Annotated in this window: 22 protein-coding genes; 7 read left to right on the forward strand and 15 right to left on the reverse strand. The window is 70.7% G+C overall.

Annotated features, from left to right (window positions below; translation table 11 throughout):
* Positions 1–267 (forward strand): hypothetical protein (locus QSK17_RS13660; protein WP_285705058.1); only part of this gene is annotated, 267 nt, incomplete at its 5' end.
* A gap of 894 nt (positions 268–1,161) precedes the next feature.
* Positions 1,162–2,439, forward strand: coding sequence for a phosphoribosyltransferase family protein (locus tag QSK17_RS13665; protein ID WP_285705059.1), 1,278 nt, complete (start codon positions 1,162–1,164; stop codon positions 2,437–2,439).
* Here QSK17_RS13665 and QSK17_RS13670 read toward each other — a convergent pair.
* Genes QSK17_RS13670 through QSK17_RS13695 form a run of 6 tightly spaced genes read right to left on the reverse strand, consistent with a single transcriptional unit; the run spans position 2,426 to position 8,529 of the window.
* Positions 2,426–3,874: a gamma-aminobutyraldehyde dehydrogenase gene (locus QSK17_RS13670; RefSeq protein WP_285705060.1), complete on the reverse strand. Its 1,449-nt coding sequence runs from the start codon at positions 3,872–3,874 to the stop codon at positions 2,426–2,428. The two genes, QSK17_RS13665 and QSK17_RS13670, sit on opposite strands and share 14 nt — an antisense overlap.
* A gap of 14 nt (positions 3,875–3,888) precedes the next feature.
* Positions 3,889–5,079 carry an NAD(P)/FAD-dependent oxidoreductase gene (locus tag QSK17_RS13675; RefSeq protein WP_285705061.1) on the reverse strand — a complete coding sequence of 397 codons (1,191 nt, stop codon included), beginning with the start codon at positions 5,077–5,079 and terminating at the stop codon, positions 3,889–3,891.
* Positions 5,080–5,084: 5 nt separating this feature from the next.
* On the reverse strand, positions 5,085–5,273 hold the full coding sequence (locus tag QSK17_RS13680; protein WP_067173231.1) for a ferredoxin: 189 nt from the start codon (positions 5,271–5,273) through the stop codon (positions 5,085–5,087).
* A 22-nt stretch (positions 5,274–5,295) separates the two neighbouring features.
* Positions 5,296–6,141: a fumarylacetoacetate hydrolase family protein gene (locus tag QSK17_RS13685; RefSeq protein WP_285705062.1), complete on the reverse strand. Its 846-nt coding sequence runs from the start codon at positions 6,139–6,141 to the stop codon at positions 5,296–5,298.
* Positions 6,141–7,082, reverse strand: a complete 942-nt coding sequence (locus QSK17_RS13690; protein WP_285705063.1) for a DODA-type extradiol aromatic ring-opening family dioxygenase — start codon at positions 7,080–7,082, stop codon at positions 6,141–6,143. The genes QSK17_RS13685 and QSK17_RS13690 overlap by 1 nt, the downstream gene beginning before the upstream one ends.
* Positions 7,075–8,529, reverse strand: coding sequence for an aldehyde dehydrogenase (locus QSK17_RS13695; RefSeq protein WP_285705064.1), 1,455 nt, complete (start codon positions 8,527–8,529; stop codon positions 7,075–7,077). The genes QSK17_RS13690 and QSK17_RS13695 overlap by 8 nt, the downstream gene beginning before the upstream one ends.
* 104 nt (positions 8,530–8,633) lie before the next feature.
* On the opposite strand from QSK17_RS13695, the gene QSK17_RS13700 reads away from it, so the two are divergent.
* Entirely contained in the window at positions 8,634–9,356 is a 723-nt protein-coding gene (locus QSK17_RS13700; protein ID WP_285705065.1) for a gamma-glutamyl-gamma-aminobutyrate hydrolase family protein, read from the forward strand.
* A gap of 15 nt (positions 9,357–9,371) precedes the next feature.
* Here QSK17_RS13700 and QSK17_RS13705 read toward each other — a convergent pair whose 3' ends face one another.
* Positions 9,372–9,944, reverse strand: a complete 573-nt coding sequence (locus QSK17_RS13705) for a MarR family winged helix-turn-helix transcriptional regulator (protein WP_285705066.1) — start codon at positions 9,942–9,944, stop codon at positions 9,372–9,374.
* A 169-nt stretch (positions 9,945–10,113) separates the two neighbouring features.
* Between QSK17_RS13705 and QSK17_RS13710 the strand changes: the two genes are divergently transcribed.
* A complete protein-coding gene (locus tag QSK17_RS13710; RefSeq protein WP_285705067.1) occupies positions 10,114–11,589 on the forward strand; it encodes an APC family permease in 1,476 nt (491 codons plus the stop codon).
* A gap of 133 nt (positions 11,590–11,722) precedes the next feature.
* Here the strand turns inward: QSK17_RS13710 and QSK17_RS13715 are convergent, their stop codons facing one another.
* Positions 11,723–12,532, reverse strand: a complete 810-nt coding sequence (locus QSK17_RS13715) for an acetoacetate decarboxylase family protein (RefSeq protein WP_285705068.1) — start codon at positions 12,530–12,532, stop codon at positions 11,723–11,725.
* Between the two features lie 178 nt (positions 12,533–12,710).
* Here QSK17_RS13715 and QSK17_RS13720 point away from each other — a divergent pair, with 178 nt between their 5' ends.
* From QSK17_RS13720 to QSK17_RS13730, 3 genes are all read left to right on the forward strand, one after another.
* On the forward strand, positions 12,711–14,048 hold the full coding sequence (locus QSK17_RS13720) for a glutamine synthetase family protein (protein WP_285705069.1): 1,338 nt from the start codon (positions 12,711–12,713) through the stop codon (positions 14,046–14,048).
* 36 nt (positions 14,049–14,084) lie between these two features.
* Positions 14,085–15,332: a cytochrome P450 gene (locus QSK17_RS13725; RefSeq protein ID WP_285705070.1), complete on the forward strand. Its 1,248-nt coding sequence runs from the start codon at positions 14,085–14,087 to the stop codon at positions 15,330–15,332.
* 513 nt (positions 15,333–15,845) lie between these two features.
* Positions 15,846–16,178, forward strand: a complete 333-nt coding sequence (locus tag QSK17_RS13730; RefSeq protein WP_285705071.1) for a hypothetical protein — start codon at positions 15,846–15,848, stop codon at positions 16,176–16,178.
* Between the two features lie 674 nt (positions 16,179–16,852).
* On the opposite strand, the gene QSK17_RS13735 is transcribed toward QSK17_RS13730, so the two are convergent.
* The 7 genes from QSK17_RS13735 to QSK17_RS13765 are packed head-to-tail and all read right to left on the reverse strand — an operon-like array spanning position 16,853 to position 19,672.
* Positions 16,853–17,023, reverse strand: coding sequence for a hypothetical protein (locus QSK17_RS13735; protein ID WP_285705072.1), 171 nt, complete (start codon positions 17,021–17,023; stop codon positions 16,853–16,855).
* Positions 17,024–17,065: 42 nt separating this feature from the next.
* Positions 17,066–17,656 (reverse strand): alkaline shock response membrane anchor protein AmaP, encoded by a 591-nt coding sequence (locus QSK17_RS13740; RefSeq protein WP_285705073.1) that lies wholly within the window; start codon positions 17,654–17,656, stop codon positions 17,066–17,068.
* Positions 17,653–18,264, reverse strand: a complete 612-nt coding sequence (locus QSK17_RS13745; protein ID WP_285705074.1) for a DUF6286 domain-containing protein — start codon at positions 18,262–18,264, stop codon at positions 17,653–17,655. The genes QSK17_RS13740 and QSK17_RS13745 overlap by 4 nt, the downstream gene beginning before the upstream one ends.
* The gene (locus QSK17_RS13750; RefSeq protein WP_285705075.1) at positions 18,236–18,565 is read right to left on the reverse strand and encodes a hypothetical protein; all 330 of its coding nucleotides are present in this window, start codon (positions 18,563–18,565) and stop codon (positions 18,236–18,238) included. Before QSK17_RS13750 ends, QSK17_RS13745 begins: the two co-directional genes overlap by 29 nt.
* Positions 18,562–18,747, reverse strand: a complete 186-nt coding sequence (locus QSK17_RS13755; RefSeq protein WP_285705076.1) for a hypothetical protein — start codon at positions 18,745–18,747, stop codon at positions 18,562–18,564. Before QSK17_RS13755 ends, QSK17_RS13750 begins: the two co-directional genes overlap by 4 nt.
* On the reverse strand, positions 18,744–19,184 hold the full coding sequence (locus QSK17_RS13760; RefSeq protein WP_285705077.1) for an Asp23/Gls24 family envelope stress response protein: 441 nt from the start codon (positions 19,182–19,184) through the stop codon (positions 18,744–18,746). The genes QSK17_RS13755 and QSK17_RS13760 overlap by 4 nt, the downstream gene beginning before the upstream one ends.
* Complete coding sequence (locus QSK17_RS13765; protein ID WP_285705078.1) at positions 19,181–19,672, reverse strand: Asp23/Gls24 family envelope stress response protein; 492 nt, start codon at positions 19,670–19,672, stop codon at positions 19,181–19,183. The genes QSK17_RS13760 and QSK17_RS13765 overlap by 4 nt, the downstream gene beginning before the upstream one ends.
* Positions 19,673–19,752 lie beyond the last annotated feature (80 nt).

A 19,752-nucleotide genomic window follows, 5' to 3' on the forward strand; every position in this document is an offset into this window, starting at 1 on the left:
CCCGGAGGCTGGGCCATGCCCGGCCGGTCGGGAACCGGCGGGGTAGGCGGGCTCGCGGCTGTCGGGTACGGCGCGGGCAGCATCACCGACCCCGCCAACGACGAACTCCCGTTCCTGCCGACCTGGACCTACGAACCCGCGTGGTGGGAGGAGCCCCTCAACGAACCGGTCACAGCGGACGCGGTGGCCACGGCATCACTGGACGCGGTGGCCACGGCGTCACCGGCTGCGGCGCCGGCCCCGGAGGACGACATCCCGCCCTTCTGATCCGGATCTTCCACACCACCCCGTTTCAGGGGAAACAGCAGTATGCGGGCCGACACGGGCGGGTCATCCAAAGCGCACCAGGACATGTGACCTGGATCAGTCGCACTCATGGCAGCGAGGCAGGGGATCGTGCGGGGTGGTGCCGGGGGCACGGGCCCCCGCCCCCGTTGCGCTCGTCCGCCCGCCAAACGGCTCGCCCTTGCTGTCCGGCCTCCTGGTCGGCGGGCAAACTGCCGGCGCGGTGTCGGCGAACTGGAGGCGGCGGCGAACTGGAGGCGGCGGCGAGCGGAGCGGAGGTGGGTGGTTGTGGAGGCGCGCGTGAGACCGTGCCAGCAACCACCGCGCCCGCGATGGCCGCGAGAGCGGCATCACCAGGACGCAACTATCACGGCGCGCCGGAACAACCACCCACCGCAGCGCAGCGATCCACACCCGCGGCGCCAGATGCCCGGGAAGCCCCAATTGCGACAGTGGCAGGAATCGGGAGGCCGTCCACTCAGACGACCGTGGACGCCCGCGCCCCGTTCCCGCACCACGCCCCGCCGTTCCCGCATCGTGCCGCGCCGTTCCCGCATCGTGCCGCGCCGTTCCCGCATCGTGCCGCGCCGAATGCCCGTCGGCCTCCGTGAGTCAGCCTCCGTGAGGTCGGTCGGTGTGACCGTCTCCGTCAGGCGAGCGACTTGCACATCACGCCATATCTCGTCATCGCCGGCGGGAGCGGGACCCACGCGTCGTGGACGGGGGACCGCATGCGTTCGCGGCCGAACGCGTTGACACGGAGAGGCGGCCGGTGGAGGGAGATCGTTCAGGTTAGGAACGCGCAGGGCGGCATCGGACCTCGATGACAGGGAAGGGCGGAAAGGAGGACCTCACGCGGTGAGGAGGTGAGCGGTCGTGTTCGCTGACCGGCGTGACGCGGGAACCCGTCTGGGCGAGCGGCTGCGGGACCGGCTCAGCGGTGCCGATGTGGTCGTCGTGGGACTGCCCCGGGGCGGTGTCGTGGTGGCGTACGAGGTGGCCAGAGCCCTCGGCGCTCCGCTCGACGTGATCGTGGTGCGCAAGCTCGGCGTGCCGTACCAGCCGGAACTCGGGTTCGGAGCCATCGGGGAGGGGGGCGTGCGCGTCCTGAACCCCGAGATCATACGGCTCGCGAGCGTCACCAAGGAACAGATAGCCGAAGTGGAGGAGGCCGAGCGGGAGGAACTGAGTCGCAGGGGAGAGAGGTTCCGAGGGGGACGGCCCCGGGTCGACTTCACCGGCCGCACGGTCATCGTGGTGGACGACGGAGTCGCGACAGGAGGGACGGCGCGGGCGGCGTGCCGGGTAGCCCGAACGCAGGGCGCGGGACGAGTCGTGCTGGCGGTCCCGGTGGGCGCGCCGGACACGATCGCGTCGCTGCGCAAGGACGCCGACGAGGTGGTGTGCCTTCAGGCTCCGCACGATCTGTACGCGATCGGCGCGTGGTATTCGGACTTTCCGCAGACCAGCGATGAGCAGGTGGTGGAGCTGCTCCACCGGGCCCAGACCCCTCCGGGGTTCGCCGGGGAGGTCGAGCTGGACGCCGCGGGCGTTCCGCTCGCGGGCCGGTTGACCGTACCCGAGGACGCGCAGGGGATCGTCGTGTTCGTGCACGGGAGTGGCAGCAGCCGGCACAGCCCGCGCAACCGCTATGTGGCGGCGGCGCTCAACAGGGAGGGGCTGGGCACGCTGCTGTTCGATCTGCTCACTCCGGATGAGGAGATCGACCGGGCCAACGTGTTCGACATCCGGTTGCTGGCGGAACGGCTGGCGGCGGCGACGGCCTGGCTGCGAGGCCGACCGGAGGCGGACGGCCTGTCGGTGGGCTACTTCGGGGCGAGCACCGGCGCCGCCGCCGCCTTGTGGGCGGCGGCGGAACCGGACAGCGACGTCGCGGCGATCGTGTCACGCGGCGGGCGGCCGGATCTCGCGGGGGAGCGGCTGTCCGCCGTGCGCGCGGCGACGCTGCTCATCGTCGGAGGCGACGACCACGTGGTGCTGGGCCTCAACCAGGCCGCCCAGCAGCGGCTCCGCTGCGAGAACCAGCTACGGATCGTGCCGGGCGCGACCCACCTGTTCGAGGAGCCGGGGGCGCTGGAGGCCGTGGCCGAGCTCGCCCGCGACTGGTTCGCCGAGCACTTCAGGCGTGGCTGATCATCACGTGCTTGACGCGGGTGTAGGCGTCGAAGCCGTACCGGGACAGGTCCTTGCCGGTGCCGGAGTGCTTGAAGCCGCCGTGCGGCATCTCCGGGAGGATCACCTGGTGGCAGTTGACCCACACCGCGCCGAAGTCGAGCGCGGAGGTGAGCCGCATGGCCCGGCCGGTGTCCCTGGTCCACACGCTGGCCGCGAGGGCGTAGTCGACACCGTTGGCCAGCTCGATCGCCTCGTCCTCGCTCGCGAACGGCTGGACGGTCACGACGGGGCCGAAGATCTCCTGCTGGATGATCTCGTCGTCCTGCCGCACCCCGGCGACCACGGTGGGGGCGAAGAAGTAGCCGGGCCGGTCCAGCCGTACGCCTCCGGTGACCACGCGGGCGTGCGCGGGCAGCCGGTCGACGAACCCGGCGACCCGCTCGATCTGCGCGGCGTTGTTGGAGGGGCCGACGTAGACACCCTCCTCGTCGGGGGCTCCGACGGTGAGTGACGCGGCCGCCTCGGCGAGCGCGGCGGTGAACGCGTCGTGGATCCGGTCCTCGACCAGGACGCGGGTGATGGCGGTGCAGTCCTGCCCGGTGTTGAAGTACGCCGCCTCGGCGATGGAACGCGCGGTGGCGGCCACGTCCACGTCACCGAAGACCACGGCCGGGGCCTTGCCGCCGAGCTCCAGGTGGACGTCCTTGAGGTCGGCGGCGGCCGACGCCATCACCTCGGCTCCGGCCCGGGTGGAGCCGGTGATGGCGACCATCTCCACGCCCCGGTGCTCGACGAGCGCCCGGCCGGTGTCCCGGTCGCCGCACACGACGTTCACCACGCCGGGAGGGAAGACCCGGGCGCACAGCTCGCCGAGCAGCACGGTGGAGCCGGGCGTCGTGTCCGAGGGCTTCATGACCAGCGTGTTCCCGGCGGCCAGGGCCGGTCCGATCTTCCAGGCGGCCATCATCAGGGGGTAGTTCCACGGCGTCACCTGGGCGACCACGCCGACCGGCTCCCGCCTGATGAACGAGGTGTGGCCCTCGGCGTACTCGGTCGCGCCGAGGCCTTCGAGGACGCGGGCCGCTCCGGCGAAGTACCGGATCGCGTCCACGGAGCCGTCCACGTCGACGCGCAGCGCCGTGCCGCGCGGCTTGCCGGTGGAGCGCACCTCGGCGTCAGCGAGCGCGTCGCGCTCGGCCTCCATGAGGTCGGCGAGTTCGAGCAGCAGGCGCTGCCGCTCGGCCGGGGTGGTGCGCCGCCACGTACGGCCCGCCTCGGTCGCGGCGGCGACGGCCGCGGCGACGTCGTCGGCGCCGGAGCGGGGGGCCCTGGCGTACACCTTCTCGGTGGAGGGATCGACGAGGTCCATCCACTCGCCGGAGACCGGGTCGCGGCTCTCCCCGGCGATCACATTGCGCAGCGTGCCCAGCGGCGTGTCCAGCGGCGTGTCCATGGGGTTCTCCGGGTTCAGGCGGCGACGGAGTTGCGCATCAGCTCGGCGCGGTAGCGCGCGACGGCGGACGGGAGGCCGATCAGTACGACGCCGACGAGGGCGCCGTCGGTGTGGTAGCCGACCACGACCTCGCCGTCGAGGTCGCCTTCCAGGACCCGGATGTCGTCCGCGCCCAGCGCCGGGGCGCCGAACGACTGGATGCGCAGGTCGTACTGGTCGCTCCAGAAGGTCGGCAGCGGCGCGAAGGGCGCGGGGTCGTGCCCGGACAGCCCGAGGTCGGTCATCAGCGTGACGGCGGCCCGCTTGGCCGTGTCGGTCGGGATGCTCCAGTGCTCGATCCGGCGGGCCACGCCGTCGTAGCGCGGGTTGGGGAAGCGGGCCACGTCGCCCACCGCCACCACGCCGGGCCGTCCCTCGACGCGCAGCGCGTTGTCGCACAGCACACCGTCGGACAGGTCGAGGCCGTTGCCGTCCAGCCATTCGGTGTTGGAGGCCGAGCCGACCGCCTCGACGACGACGCCCGCGTCGAGGCGGGTGCCGTCCGACAACTCGGCGCCGGTGACCCGGTCCTCGCCGAGGAAGGCGGCGACGGTACGGCCCAGCAGGAACCGGACTCCCTGCTGCTCGTGTCGGCGCTGGAGCGCGGCGCCCAGGTCGTCGCCGAGCGGGCGGCGCATGGGCACCGCCTCCGGCGCGACCACGGTCACGTCGGCGCCGAGGAGCCGCGCCGTCGCGGCGACCTCGCATCCGATGAAACCGGCTCCGATGACCAGCACACGGGCGTCCGGGCCCAGCTCGCTCCGCAGCGCGCAGGCGTCCTCAAGCGTCCGCACCACGTGCCGGCCCGCCGTGGGGCCGGGCGTGGGCAGCCGCCGAGGCCGCATCCCGGTGGCGATCACCAGGCCGTCGTAGGCCAGCTCGGCACCGTCCGCGAGCCGTACGGCTCGCGCCTCCAGGTCGGCGGAGGCGATCGGGACGCCGAGCCGCCACGTCACGTCGGCGACGGCCGGACGCAGCCGGAACGCGACCGCCTCGTGGGTCACCTCCGAGGCGAGGGCCTCCTTGGAGAGCGGCGGCCGGTTGTACGGCATGTGGGTCTCGTCGCCGACGGCGACGATCTCTCCGGTGTAGCCGGAGGCACGCAGCCGCTCGGCCGCGCGCAGGCCGCCCATGGAGGCGCCCGCGATCACGATGCGCTGGCCCACGGTCGTCAGCCCTCGATCGTGATGGCCTGGAGCGGGCAGACGTCGGCGGCCTCCTCGACGGCGTCGCGCAGCGACTCGTCGGGCTCGGCCTCGTAGACCAGTCGGCCGTTCTCGTTGATCTGGAAGACCTCGGGGGCGGAGAAGACGCACTGCCCGTGGTCCTTGCAGACGTCCATGTCGACGATGACCTTCATGGTTACTACTCCTTCTAACGCTCTATCGCTTCGGGGCGCGGATGCCGCGGAACTCCCAGTCACCGCCGAAGGTGGTCGAGATGACCTCCTCGGACTCGGTGGGCTGCGCGCCGCAGTCGTCACGGATGGGGGCGGGGCCCTGGACGATGTGGTTGGTCAGCTTGCCGAGGCCCTCGACCTCGACCTCGACGACGTCGCCGGGCTGGACCGGCCGCGAGTTGGCCGGGGTGCCCGACAGCAGCACGTCGCCCGGGTAGAGCGTGATCGTGCGGGCGATGTCGGCGACGAGGTAGTGCATGTCCCACTCCATCTCGTCGGTGGAGCCGTCCTGCACGACCTTGCCGTTGACGTACGTGCGCAGCCGCTTGCCGTGGAAGTCCCAGTCGGTGACGAGGCCGGGGCCGAGCGGGCAGAGCGTGTCCGAGCCCTTCACGCGGAGCATCGATCCGGCGTCGGTGTCGCGGAAGTCGTGCAGGCCGTAGTCGTTGCCGATGGTGTAGCCAGCGATGTAGTCCCCGGCCTCCTGCGGCGAGATGCCCCGCGCGGTGCGGCCGATGACGAGGGCCACCTCGCCCTCGTAGTTGAGGTACTTGCACCGCTCGGGACGGACGATCGCGCCCTTGTGGCCGTTCAGCGCCGAGGTCGGCTTGTGGAAGTAGGTCGGCGCCGGCGGCAGCGAGGTCATGAACTCCTCGACCCGGCTGCGGTGGTTCAGGTGGACGGCGACGATCTTGCTCGGCACGCTCGGCGGCAGGTGGACGGCGTCGTCGACGCCCACCACGCGGCCGTCGGCGCTGACCAGCTCGTCACCCTCCCGGCGTACCTGGGTGGCGGCGCCGTCCAGGAGGATCCTGCGGTACTCGGGCATCAACGGGTCCCTTCGAGGGTGAACGGGTAGGGGTACGGGTCACCGGAGTCGTCCGTGGCGTGCGGAGCCGCGAACCCGGCCTCGGGGCGGTCGAACCAGACGTGCACCTGGCCGGTCCCGGTGGCGTTCTCGTACTCGCTGTAGAGCCGTCCCGGCGCGGTGAGGTCGCGCTCGCCGAGGGCGCCGGCCATCATCAGGTAGTGGCCGAACCGGGCCTCGGGCTTGAAACGGTAGAACTCGTCCATCGTGTCGAGCACGCGGGCGTGGTCGCCCGCCAGCATCCACTCGATGCGCTCCTCGTCGGCGGCCCGCGCCTCGGGGGAGAAGACGTGGACGGGGTCGCTGGACTCGTGGGCGCGCAGGTGGCGCAGCGGCCAGAAGGTGTGCGAGAACGCGCCGGAGGCGATCAGCAGGACCTTGCGGTCGCTGGCCGCGACGGCGTCGCCGACCGCGCGGCCCAGCCGGAGGTTGTCCTCGGTCTCGGCGGTCTGGCACATACCGATCGAGATCCACCGCTTGCCCTCGACGCCGAGGTACTTCCACAGGTTGACCGTGGCGTAGAAGATCGGCAGGTGGTGGTCGTCGATCGCGGTGATCCAGGTGGAGTGCTTCTCCTGCTGGGCCGCGATCAGGTGGGCCAGCTCGGGGTCGCCGGGGAAGTCGTAGGGGATCCGGCACATGCCGCGGGGGAGCTCCTCGGAGGTGAAGAGCCCGGAACGCCGGTCCTGCGCGGTGACCACGAACTCCACGGTGGTCGCCCAGTGCGAGTCGAGCACGATCACGGTGTCGTAGTCGACGGTCTCGAACACCTCTTCCCGCAGGCGTCGCAGCCCGGGGACGATGCTGATCTCCTTACCCTCGTTGAGCTCCTTGCGGACTTCGAGGGGCAGCATGATCGTGGGGGCGTGGGCGAGGATGCCCGCGCCGACGATTTCACCCATTCCAGCCTCCCGGCGCGGTGACGGTGTTCTTGACGTCGCAGTAGAAGTCGAAGCTCCAGTCGCCGCCCTCGCGGCCGACGCCCGACTGCCGCGCGCCGCCGAACGGCGCCTGGAGGTCGCGGACGAAGAAGCAGTTGACCCAGACGGTGCCGGCGACCAGCCGCTCGGTGACCCGGTCGGCCCGCTCGCGCGATCCGGTCGCCAGGGTGGCGGCCAGCCCGAACTTGGTGGAGTTGGCCATCTCGACGGCCTCCTCCTCGGTGCGGAACGTCTGGAGCGTGAGGACCGGCCCGAAGACCTCCTCGTTGACGATCTCGCTGTCCGCGGCCACGCCGGTGAACAGGGTCGGCCGGTAGTAGAGCCCGCCGAGGTCGGTGTTGGGGCCGCCGCCGATGACGGGGGTGGCTCCGGCGGCGATGGCCCGCTGGACGAACCCGTCGATCCGCTCGACGTGCTCGCGGTGGATGTTGGGGCCGATGTCGGTGGCGAGGTCGCGCGGGTCGCCCTGGCGAAGTGTGGCGGCCTTGGCGACGAACCGCTCGGTGAACTCGGCGGCGATGCTCTCCTCGACCAGCAGCCGGGTCCCGGCGAGGCAGACCTGCCCGGCGTTGTCGTACTGCTCGACCGCGAGGTTCACGGCCAGGTCGAGGTCGGCGTCGGCGAACACGATCAGCGGGGACTTGCCGCCGAGCTCGAGGGAGAGCGGGGTCAGGTTGGCCGCCGCGGCCCGGGCGATGTGCCGCGCGGTGGGGACGGAACCGGTGAAGCTGATCCGGCGGACGTCGGGGTTGGCGACCAGGGGGGCGCCGACCTCCTCGCCGTAGCCCTGGATGACGTTGAAGACGCCGTTGGGCAGCCCGGCCTCGACCGTGATCTCGGCGAGCAGGGACGCCGTGAGGGGCGACCACTCGGCCGGCTTCAGGACGACCGTGTCCCCGGCGGCGAGCGCGGGGGCGATCTTCCAGGTGGCCAGCATGAGCGGGGCGTTCCACGGCGTGATCAGGGCGCAGACCCCGGCCGGGTCCCACGACACGTGGTTGCGGTGCCCGCGGGTCTCGAAGTCGTCGTGCCCGAGCCCGAGCAGCCAGTCGGCGAAGAAGCGGAAGTTGTGCGCCACCCGGGGCATCACGCCGCGCAGGTGCGAACGCAGCAGAGCGCCGTTGTCGGTCGTCTCCACGATCGCGAGCTGGTCCAACCGCTTCTCGACTCCGTCGGCGATCGCGTGCAGCAGACGCGCCCGCTCCTCACGGCTCGTACGCGCCCACGCGGGGAACGCTTTGGTCGCGGCCCGGACCGCCTCGTCGGCCTCCTTCGCGCCGCCGCGTGCGACGCGCGCGATCACCTGTCCGTCGATCGGTGAGACGTCGTCGAACGTCGCAGGTGAGGAGACTCGTTCGCCCCCGATCCAGTGATCTTCCTGGATCGTGACATCCCCGACAGTGGCCATCCGCCCCTCCAAGTCGTTTGGTTCCAAACAATTTAGGTCGCGCCCTCACGGCGAGTCAATATGACGCTATCGTTTGGAGTCAAACAACTTGCAAGGAGACTGGGATGCCCGATCGCCGGCCGATCATCGCGATTCCCTCGCGGTTCGCCGCCACCACGTCCGCGCTCCGCTATTCGGCCGTGGTGACCGCGAGGGCGCTCGCCGACGCCGTCTACCGTGCCGGCGGCGAGCCCTTCCTCATGCATCCCGTGGGCGCGGACGAGGCCGGCGACCGGCTGGCCGCCGTGGACGGGCTGCTGCTCCCCGGTGGGGGCGACCTCGCCCCCTCGGCGTACGGCGACGCCACGGCGCACGAGAGCGTATACGACGTGGACGCCGAGCAGGACGCCTTCGACCTCGCGGCGGCCCGGCACGCGCTGCACACCGGCCTGCCGACCCTGGCCATCTGCCGTGGTCTCCAGGTCGTCAACGTCGCGCTCGGGGGGCGGCTGCAGCAGCACATGGAGCCGGACCACCGCCACCTCGTCCACCCGGTGCGCGTACGGCCGGGCTCGCTGCTCGCTCAGGTGACCGGCACGGAGAAGGTCGAGTCCTCCTGCTATCACCACCAGTGCGCGTCGTCGCTGGGGCACGGCCTGGTGGCCACCGCCCACGCCGAGGACGGCACGGTCGAGGCCGCCGAGCTGGCCGCGCGGCCGTCCACCGGCGCGTTCGAGCGCGCGGGCTGGTTCCTCGGCGTCCAGTGGCATCCGGAGGACACGGCGGCGACGGACCCCGTCAACCAGCGCATCTTCGACGGCCTGGTCGCGGCGGCCGCGTCAGCTTGACCTGCGGCGGCCGCGTCAGCTTGACCTGCGGCGGCCCCCGCGGCGCGGCGGCGCGGGGGTCTCGCGGCGCAGGCTCTCCCTGCGCTCCTCGCCGTGCTCCTCCAGGTGCGTGACGATGCGCCGCAACGTGTCGGCGAGGTGCAGGGACTCCTCGTCCTCCAGTGCGCCGACCACGAACGACTCCTCGTCGTTGAACGCCGGGAACAACTTCTCCATCAGTGCGAGCCCCTCGGGGGTGAGTCGCAGCAGCGCCAGCCGCCCGTCGTCGGGGTGCTGGCGGCGCTCCGCCAGGCCGCGCGACTCCAGGGTCTTGATGATGCCGGTGAGGGTGCCCTTGGAGATGCCCGCCTCCGCGGCGGCGTGGCGGGTCTCGATCTCCTCCCAGAGCCACACCACCCACAGCACGACGAACGCGCTCCAGGTGAGCTCCGCCGAGCGCAGTGCGGAGTTCTCCAGGTGCTGCCGGACGGCGGCGGCCGCGCGATAGAGGTTGGAGACGGCGGCGAGCGCCTCGCGCCGGACCGGAATGGACCCCAGTCGACGCTTCACCGCCTCCTCGGTCTCCGACAGCGAATAATGCGCGGGCACCCCGGCTCCTTTCATGTCAACTCTTGCGTCAAGTTCATTTGTACACATACGATCCGCCAAACGGCAGGTCGTACGCATGCAAACGATCTCGCGAAGTCCTGTGGTCGGACCGGTGAGCGGGCGGATCACGCAAGGAATGACCCCGCTCCCCCCAATATGGAAGGTTGCCATGGCCGATGAGGCAATCGCCACCGGACGGCTTTCAGCCGGTGAACAGTCCGCGACGCACGCGCTCTCCCGCCGACGCATCGGTGTCCCGGACATCGTCTTCTTCGTGGTGGCCGCGTCCTCCCCGCTGACCGTCGCGGCCGGTGGCCTCCCGATGAGCTACGGCACGACCGGCGTGACCGGCGTCCCGCTCATCTACCTCATCCTCGCGGCCGTGCTCGCCACCTTCTCCGCCGGGTACGCCGCGATGAGCCGGCACATCTCCAACGCCGGCGCGTTCTATTCCTATATCGCCCAGGGGCTCGGCCGGGTCACGGGAGTCGGCGCCTCGTTCGTCGCCCTCGTCGCGTACAACGCCATGCAGGTCGGCCTCTACGGCCTGTTCGGGTTCGCCGCGTCCGGGCTGGTCTCGGCGCATCTTGGCGTGGACGTGCCCTGGTGGGTGTCCTCGCTGGTGGCCCTCGCGCTGATCGCGTTCCTCGGCTACCGCAGGATCGACCTGAACGCCAAGGTCCTCGCCATCCTGCTGGTGTGCGAGAGCCTCACCGTGCTGATCTTCGACCTGGCACAGATCGGAAACGCCCCCTCCGGGCTGTCCGCGGAGCCGTTCACCTGGAGCGCCCTGACGACCGGAGCGGTCGGCGCCGGGTTCTGCTGGGTGATGGCCTCGTTCATGGGCTTCGAGTCCGGCGCGATCTACAGCGAGGAGTGCCGCGACCCGCGCCGCACCGTCAGCCGCGCCACCTACATCGCCGTCGCCGTGATCGGCGTCTTCTACGCCTTCACCGCGTGGGCGATGTCGATGGGCACCGGCGTCGACAAGATCGTCGACGAGTCTGCGAAGAACGGCCCCGACCTGGTGTTCATCCTCGGGGGCAACACGCTCGGCTCCAGCTTCTCCACCATCGCCCAGGTGTTCATGGTCACCGCGGTGTTCGCGGCCCTGCTGTCCTTCCACAACGCGGTGGCGCGCTACTTCTTCGCGCTCGGCCGCGAGGGCGTTCTGCCGAGCCGCCTCGGCGACTCCCACCCGAAGCACGGCTCCCCGTACGCCGGCTCGCTCACCCAGACGATCTTCGCGGCCGTGGTTGTGACGGGCTTCGGCGTCCTCGGCGGCAACCCGACGGACACGCTGTTCAACTGGTTCACCAACCTCGGCGCGCTCGGCGTGATCCTGCTGCTGGTGGTCACCTCGGTGTCGGTCATCGGGTTCTTCCGCCGCGACCGGCGCGGTGAGAACGGTTTCAGCCGCGTGATCGCCCCCGCGCTGGCCGGCGCGACCCTGGCGGTGATCCTCGTGCTCGCCGTGGTGAACTTCCACGCCCTGCTCGGCACCCCGCCGGACTCGATCCTGAACTGGCTGATCCCCGGCCTCGTCCTGCTCGCCGGCGTCATCGGCATCGGGTACGGCCTGCGCATCAAGGCGCGCGACCCGGAGACCTACGCCCGGATCGGGCACGGCGCTCCCGTGGAGTAGCGGCCTGAGCAGAGAAAGCACGGAACCGGAGAAAGCATGGAAAAGGAGGGCCGGGTGACCCGGCCCTCCTTTTCCGTTCGACCGACTTCCGTTCAGCCGACTTCCGTTCGACCGACTTCCGTTCAACCGGCCACTACTCGGCGCCGGACGCGCCCGACGTCAGCAGGGTGCCGCCGTTCCAGACGACTCCGACCTGGCGGTAGTAGCCGCCGATGACCTCGTCCACGGTGAGGTCCGCGAGCTCCTCGGTGGGGGAGTCGAACAGCTCGATCTCGGCGTCGCCGGCCCACGCCTGGCCGCCCTCGAAGGACGCGCCGCCCGTGACGATCAGCTCGTCCAGGGCCAGCCCCTTGCCCGGCTCGATGGACTGCAGCCAGCGGTTGTGGGCCATCGGGTGGCCGTTGACGAAGCCGTTCGTCTCGCTGGGCTCGCGGAGCCGTACGACGGCCTGGGCAACGCGCCGGTCCGCGGCGGCGACGGTGGCGCCGAAGACGCCCCCCTCGCCGATCCGCGGTGCCGCCTGCCCGAACGGGTGCGGGCGGGTCATGTGGATGGAGCCGAGCTTCTTGGGGTAGCCCTGGTGCACGCCGCGGGCGATGGCGAAGTCCTTGTCCACCCAGATGTAGACGCAGCGGGAATACGTCTGCCCCTGGTAGGAGCAGCGCACCACGACGAAGCACTCCTTGTACTGCGACCGGACGGGGTCGAGGAGCTCCTCCTGCCCGCCGGAGCACGACTGCCAGTCCGCCCAGATCACCGCCACCGCGCCGGGGTCCTCCTCGGCGAGCGCGAGCGGCTCGGGGAGCAGCGCGGCCACCTTGGCGGGGTCGGTGCGGTACTCCACGGTGAGCAGGTCGCCGGAGTAGTACCACGGCGGGCTGGGAACCAGCGAGGACCGGCCGGTCACGGTCTTGGGCGTGTAGAAACCGCGCAGCTTCGCCACGGCGCCTCCTTGGGGGTAACACAGTTCATTTGGACCCATACGATATGCGCTGAGCTGCGGGTTGTCACGAGGTGTCGCAGATATCTTCGATAGATGGGCTCTTGTTGTCCGCCGAATTCGCGCGTATTGTTTGCACCCAAATGAACCCCCCATGTCCTGGAACTATCGAGGAGGCTACGTGAGCGCGGAGTCTGCGGAACGGACCGTCCAGCGCCTGCAGGAGCAGGGCATCGACGTCATCCGTATCGGCTATCCCGACCTCATCGGCACCGACCGCGGCAAGGACGTGCTCGTGGAGCGGCTTCCCGACGTGTGCGAGAGCGGCGTGGCGTTCTGCCGCGCGGTCTACTACACCTCCCCCCAGGGCGACGTCGTCCCGGTGCCCGGCGGCCTGGACGAGGGGCTTCCCGACATCTCGATCCGCCCCGACCTGTCCACGCTCGTCCCGCTGGCCTGGGAGCCCGGCGTGGCCTACTGTCTCGGCGACGCGGTCAACCCGGCCACCGGGGAGGCGTTCCCCGAGTCGCCGCGCGAGGTCGTCCGCGCCGCCGCCGCGCGGCTGGCCGAGCTGGGACTGACCGGCGTGATCGGCCCCGAGCTCGAGTACTTCCTGATGGAGCCCGACGGCGCGGGCTGGAAGCGCTACGACGACGCGCTCGGCAACGTCTACGTCGTCGGCGCCAAGGGCGACAAGGGCGGGCACGTGCTGCGCACCCTGCGCACACTCCGGGGGATGGACCTCGGCGTCACCATGGGCAACCACGAGTTCTCCGGCGGCCAGTTCGAGATCAACCTGGACCACTCCGACGCGGTCGACGCCGCCGACCGGGCGTTCCGCTTCAAGTCCGCCATCAAGGAGCTGGCCCGCCGCGACGGCATGCTGGCGACCTTCATGGCCAAGCCGTTCAACGACGAGGGCGGCTCCGGCTTCCACGTCCACGTCTCCTGCGCGGACGAGAGCGGGCGCAACGTCTTCGACGACCCCTCCGGGGCGTACGGGCTCTCGGAGAGCGCCAGGCACGCCATCGGCGGGATCATCGCGCACGCGCCCGCGCTCGCCGCCCTGCTCAACCCCACGATCAACTCCTACAAGCGGTTCGGGCCGGACACGCTCGCCCCCTGGCTGATCGACTGGGGCCTGGACAACCGCAGCGCCATGCTGCGCGTCCCGCCGGAGCGCGGAGCCGGCGCCCGCCTGGAGCTGCGGCTCGGCGACGCTTCGGCCAACCCCTACCTCGGCATCGCGGGCCTGCTCGCGGCCGTCTACCTCGGCATCCGCGACCGCGTCGAGCCGCCCGCCCCGCTGTCGGGTTACGGCTACGACACCAGCAAGGCCCCCGTGCTGCCGATGTCGCTGCCCGTCGCGCTCGACGCCCTGAGCGCCGACACGGCGCTGTGCGAGGTCCTCGGCAACGACTTCACCACCGCCTACCTCGCCTACAAGCGCAACGAGGTCGAGCGCTTCTCCCAGTTCATCACCGACTGGGAGTTCCGCGAGTACGCCTACCACCTGTAGCCACCTGGTATTTCTTCAACCCCTTCTGGAGGATCAATGCGCCTGGAAGACGTCGACCTGGCGGACAACGACAAGTTCCTCGACGGCGACACCCCGTGGCGCATGTTCGACGTGCTGCGCGAACAGGCCCCGGTGCACTGGCAGGACGAGGGCGCGCACGGCAGCGGCTTCTGGTCGCTCACCCGTCACGCCGACATCGTCCGCGCCGACCGGGACGCCGAGACCTTCACCTCGATGAAGTTCGTGAACCTGGAAGAGGTGGACGACCGGCAGGCCACCATCCGGCGATCAATCCTGGAGACCGACGGGCCGCGGCACAGCGTGCTCCGCCGCATCCTGCAGCGGGAGTTCACCCCCAGGGCCGTCGCCGGGTACGAGGTCTTCCTGCGCGGGCTCACCGCCCGGACCCTGGACGCGGCCCTCGCCAAGGGCACGTTCGACTTCGTGAAGGAGGTCTCCGCCGACTTCCCGATCAACGTGCTGGCCAAGATGCTCTACGTGCCCTCGGACGACACCCAGCAGCTCATCGACTGGGGCAACCGGATCATCGGCAACACCGACCCGGACTACGCCGACGTCCTCCTGCACAGCGAGGAGAGCGAGAAGTACCGCGACCTGCCGTTCCGCAGCCCCGCCTCCGTCGAGGTCTTCGAGTACGGCCGCGAGCTGGCCAAGCAGCGCCGCGGAGGCAACGGCACCGACCTGGTCAGCAAGCTGGTCAACGAGACCCCGATCGACGGCGTGCCGCTCTCGCCGACCGACTTCGACAACTACTTCCTGCTGCTCGTGGTGGCCGGCAACGAGACCACCCGGCACGCGATCTCCCACACGATGCGCGCCCTGATCGAGCACCCCGAGCAGGCGGAGAAGCTCCGGCAGGACCTCTCCCTGATGCCGAACGCGGTGGAGGAGTTCCTGCGCTGGGCCTCCCCGGTCTACCACTTCCGCCGTACGGCGACCCGGGACGTCGAGATGCACGGGCAGAAGATCGCCGAAGGCGACAAGGTCGTCATGTGGTTCGCCTCCGGCAACCGCGACGAGCGGGCCTTCGAGTCGCCCTACACCTTCGACGTGACCCGGCAGAACAACGACCACATCACCTTCGGCAAGGGCAGCCCGCACTTCTGCCTGGGCAACGCGCTCGCCCGGCTGGAGATCCGGATCATGTTCGAGGAGCTGCTGCCGCGCCTCGCCGACATCAAGCTCGCCGGTGACATCCGCCGAGTCCGCTCCAACTTCGTCAACGGCATCAAGGAGCTCCCGGTCACCGTCACCCTCGCCTGACCGGTACCGGCGCGTCGGCGACGCCCCGGGCCTGGACCTCTCCTTGAGGTCCAGGCCGGTGGGGGAGCGTAGCCGTGCCTGGTGCGCGTCGCTGAATGGTGACCGCTGCGCTGCGGCGGGCAGTTGCCCCGGCGCGCCGTGATAGCTGATTTCTGGCGACACCGCTTCGCGGCTTCGGGCGCGGTGGTACATGGCACGGTCTTACGCGCGCCGGAGCAACCACCCGCACTCCGCTCCGCTCACCGCCGCCCCGGCTGCCGGCCGTAGGCGCCCCGTCTCGTCCTTGGCCTCCTTCTCGCCGCAGGTCGGAAATCAGACTCATGATTCGGCCAGACTGTTCCGTCGGATGTGGCGGGCCATCGGATCGCCTCGTTCCCACGGGGCAAGCCGCCGACAGGATCACATAATTGCCGTCCCTTGATGTGTCTCCGTCCAGATCCATGATCAACAGATGGGTAGCGTGGCAGCGGTCACAGTTAGTGACTTCACTTGGACAGGAGAGGATCCACAAGCATGCTCCACCGCGTACTTCTGGCCAGTTCCGCCTGCGTCGCTCTCGCCGTCATGGCGCCAGTCGCCGCTTCGGCGGAGACGTTCACAATGCAGAGCTCAGCTACTGTCGCGCAGGCCGACAGCGCCGCAGTCAACACCACCCACAGCGACTGGGGCCGACCGGGCGGCTGGGGTCGGCCGGGCGGCGGCTCCTGGGGTCGCCCCTGGGGTAACCCGTCCTGGGGTCGGCCCTGGGGTAACCCGTGGGGCGGGTCCTGGGGTCGGCCCTGGAGCGGCGGCGTAGTTGTCGTCGGCGACTGCGCCTTCGACTACTACGGGGACTTCTGCTTCTGAAATGAACCGGGTGGATTCTCAACGAGAACCACCCTCGAGGATCAGCACGAATCCTCGTGTCGAGCACGCGCGTAGACACCCCAGACTGTCAGCAAATTTTGCTGACAGTCTGGGGTCGTCCGGCTGCGGTAGGCCGTGGGCGAGTCGGCGCAGCGTTGAGCAGGGAGCCAGGGCACGTTGGTAGGGGAAAGCCGGGTCGTACGTCTCATCTGCGCATGTCGGGCAGCCATGCGGGCTGTTCATAACCGAAACCGCCGAACTGGCACTCGACGCCTGGCCCGGGGCGCGACACTGATCACCTCAGCGCACCGCCTGACCCCTTGGCCCCAGGAGATCAGTCATGGACGGCTCGATCTCGCCAGCGAGTCGGCCCGGCACATTCGCGGGCAGCCCTCTCGAACGCCGGAGCGCACAGCACATACAGCACCGTGCCGCAGACCCACACCCATCCGTCCCCGGCATCGATGGTCGCGCCGTAGAGCGCGGTGAAGGCGAGCGGGCCGACGATCCCGCTGACACCAGCAGTGCGAACCACGCACGGGGTTGCCGGACGGCACTGAGCAGTGCGCCGACGGCGATCACCATGGGCGGGCTTCTCGCGCACCGAGGCAGCCAACCGCCGCAGCGCAGCGCACTTATCAACGGTGAGTACCACGTCTCCCCGCAACCGTTCATCAGGTGGCGAGGAGACGGGAGATGACGCGGTCGAGGGCGTCGAGGTCGGCCGGATCCAGGGCGAGCAGTGCGGCGGGCGGTGTGCCGAGGATGCGCTCGGCGAGTTCGGCGGCCTGTACGCCTTCGGGCGTGATCGAGCGCCGGGTCCGCTCCAACTTCGTCAACGGCATCAAGGAGCTCCCGGTCACCGTCACGCTCGCCTGACCCGCGGCTCAGCGGACCTCCCGGATCCGCCTGCCCGTGACGAAGTCCACCCGGACCAGCGCGGGCAGGCGTTCCAGCCCGAGCGCGGAGCGCAGGTCGGGGACCGCCTCGTCGTGCAGCCGCGCGAGCAGGGCGTCCGGGTGGGGATCCCGCGAGGTCACCCGCAGGTCCAGGGCCGGCGCGTCGTTCGTCCCGCGCAGCGCGGCCCGCGCCCGCTGCACGTCGCCGTAGGCGCTCACCCGCGTGGCCAGCGCCGCACCGGCCTCCCTGGCGTCGATCTCGGTGACGCCTGTGGGGCCGGACTCCAGGCGCATGCGCCGCAACCGGTCGGCGCGGAGCAGCGCGACCAGCCAGACCAGGCCGATGACCGCGACCACGACGCCCGCGGCCGCGACGGCCGGCCAGAACCACGCGGTCGTCCGGGCGAACGAGGCGACGGGACCGGCCAGCAGCGGCTGCCGGGCCGCGCTCGCGCCGAAAACGCCCAGGCCGCGCGCCAGGGCGGCTCCTCCCGCCGCGAAGAGGATCAGGCCGAGCAGCGTCAGGCCCAGCCGGTTACACCACGCGATGCCCCGGCCGAAGGCCTTTCCCCGTCTCACGAGGCACCCCTCACCTTGGTCCGCACGGTGAACCGGCCGACCGGCGCGAGCGCGGCCAATTCGTCCTCCACCACGGCCCGCACATGGTCCTCGACCGCGGCGGTGTCGCGCAGGTCGCTGCCCGCGTGGATCGTCACCCGCCGTCCACGGATGCCCGCCCGGGCCCGCCGTACCCCGTCGACCCGGCCCGCGACCGCGCCGAGCAGCCGCCTCAGCACGCGCCGCGACACTCCGATGACCATGTCGGGGTCGCCGCTGCGCAACGGCACCAGCCGCGGCCGTCCGGCCACCGTCCCGAGCAGGATGAGCAGCAGTCCCACGATCCCCATGACGCCGGCGGACGCCATGACGGTGCCGTCCCGCCAGACCGAGGTGCGGGCCCATTCCACCACCGGGCCGTACGGCACGATCAGCGCGGGATGGCCGACCAGCGCCGAGATCACCTCGACGGCGGTCAGCAGCCCGACCGCGAACAGGACGATCGCGGCGATCGCCGCCGGGACCTTCCGCCTGGTACGGAAGTAACGCGCGGCCCTCGTCCGCGTCCTCGCGGACGCGCGTGCGGGGGACGCTGGAGGTTCAGGGGCCTGCGCCCCTTGGAGAGTCATGACCGCTCCTCGGTGACGGCACGAGCCGGACGATGTCGACGTCGACGTTCTCGACGGTGATGCCGGTCAGGACGCGCATCCGGCGCCTGAGCCGCTCGCGCGCCTCCGCCGCGACCCGCGCCACCGGCGCCGGATACCGGACGGCGAGACCGAGTCGCACGGCGGCGATGCCTCCGCTGACGGAGACCGTCACCCGCGGCCGCTCCGCGAGCCGCTCGTCGTCGGCGGCCACCTCCCTCGCGATCTTCAGGAAGGCGCGGTCGGAGACCGTGGTGACGCCGCGCCCGGTCTGGACGGTCATTGCCGCCCGGCCCGGAGCGTCGGCATCTGGACGCCGCCGTCGAGGACGAGGCCGACGAAGAAGCCGACCACCCCGAGGACCAGCACGACGAGGAAGGCGGTGAGACCGCCGAAGGCGCCGACGATCCCGAGGACCGTGCCGAACGTGAGCCCGACGACGGACCAAACAGGGAACTGGTTCATGATGACCTCACCTTCCTGGGTTCCTCGATGCCTGTGACGTCGTCGATCGTGATGTCGACCCGCCTGCCGCGAGCGAGGTCGCCGATGGCGTCGCGGATCTCGGCCGCGATTTCGGGCATCGGCCTCCCGTACCGGACGATCACGTGAACCTCGATCTCCTCGCCGCGCAGGGAGATCCCCGGCACGGATTCGCCGGGAAGATAGGTGGCGATCGCTCCGAACGGACCGGCCGAGAGCCCGGCGACGTCGGGGCAGGACGTCACCCGCTCGGCGATCCGCCTGGCGTCGACCCGTCCGGCGTCGGTGGTCTCCGGACCCGATCCGGTGGTCTCCGGACCCGATCCGGTGGTCTCCGGACCCGATCCGGTGGTCTCCGGACCCGATCCGGTGGTCACCGGACCCGACCTGGTGGTCACCGGACTCGATCCGGTGGTCACCGGACCCGCGCTCCTTCCCCCGTGCCCTGGGACTCGTCCTGTGCCGGCAGGTAGACGTCGTCCACCGTGACGTTCACCTCGGTCACCTCGAGCCCGCACATCTGCCCGACGGCTTTGATCACGTTCTCGCGGACGGCCGCGGCGACGTCGGGAATCGTCACGCCGTAGTCGATGACGAGATCGATGTCCACGGCGGCCTGGCGCTCGCCGACCTCCACGGAGATGCCGCGGGTGATGGCGTCCTCCACGCCCATCCTGCCCTTGAGCGCGCCGAAGGCGCGGGCGGGTGCGGTGCCGAAGTCGTGGACCCCGGATATCTCCCGGGCGGCCAGACCTGAGATCTTCGCCACGACCCCCTCGGCGATGGTGGTGCGGCCCGATTCGGTCATCAGGCTGGTGCCCCCCGTACGGCCCGCTTCCGTCCGGCCGGATGCGCCCCTCTGCTGGGCGGGCACGCCCTGCACCGATGAAGTGTTCGTCTCCGTCATGGGAAACCCCCCGTTGGCCTCTTTCTCGGAGCCTTGTTACTTCTTGACGTCCAGGTTCCCCAGTACCCCCGTCGGTGATG

It is taken from the genome of Microtetraspora sp. NBRC 16547, from assembly GCF_030268965.1.
Taxonomy (GTDB): Bacteria; Actinomycetota; Actinomycetes; order Streptosporangiales; family Streptosporangiaceae; genus Microtetraspora.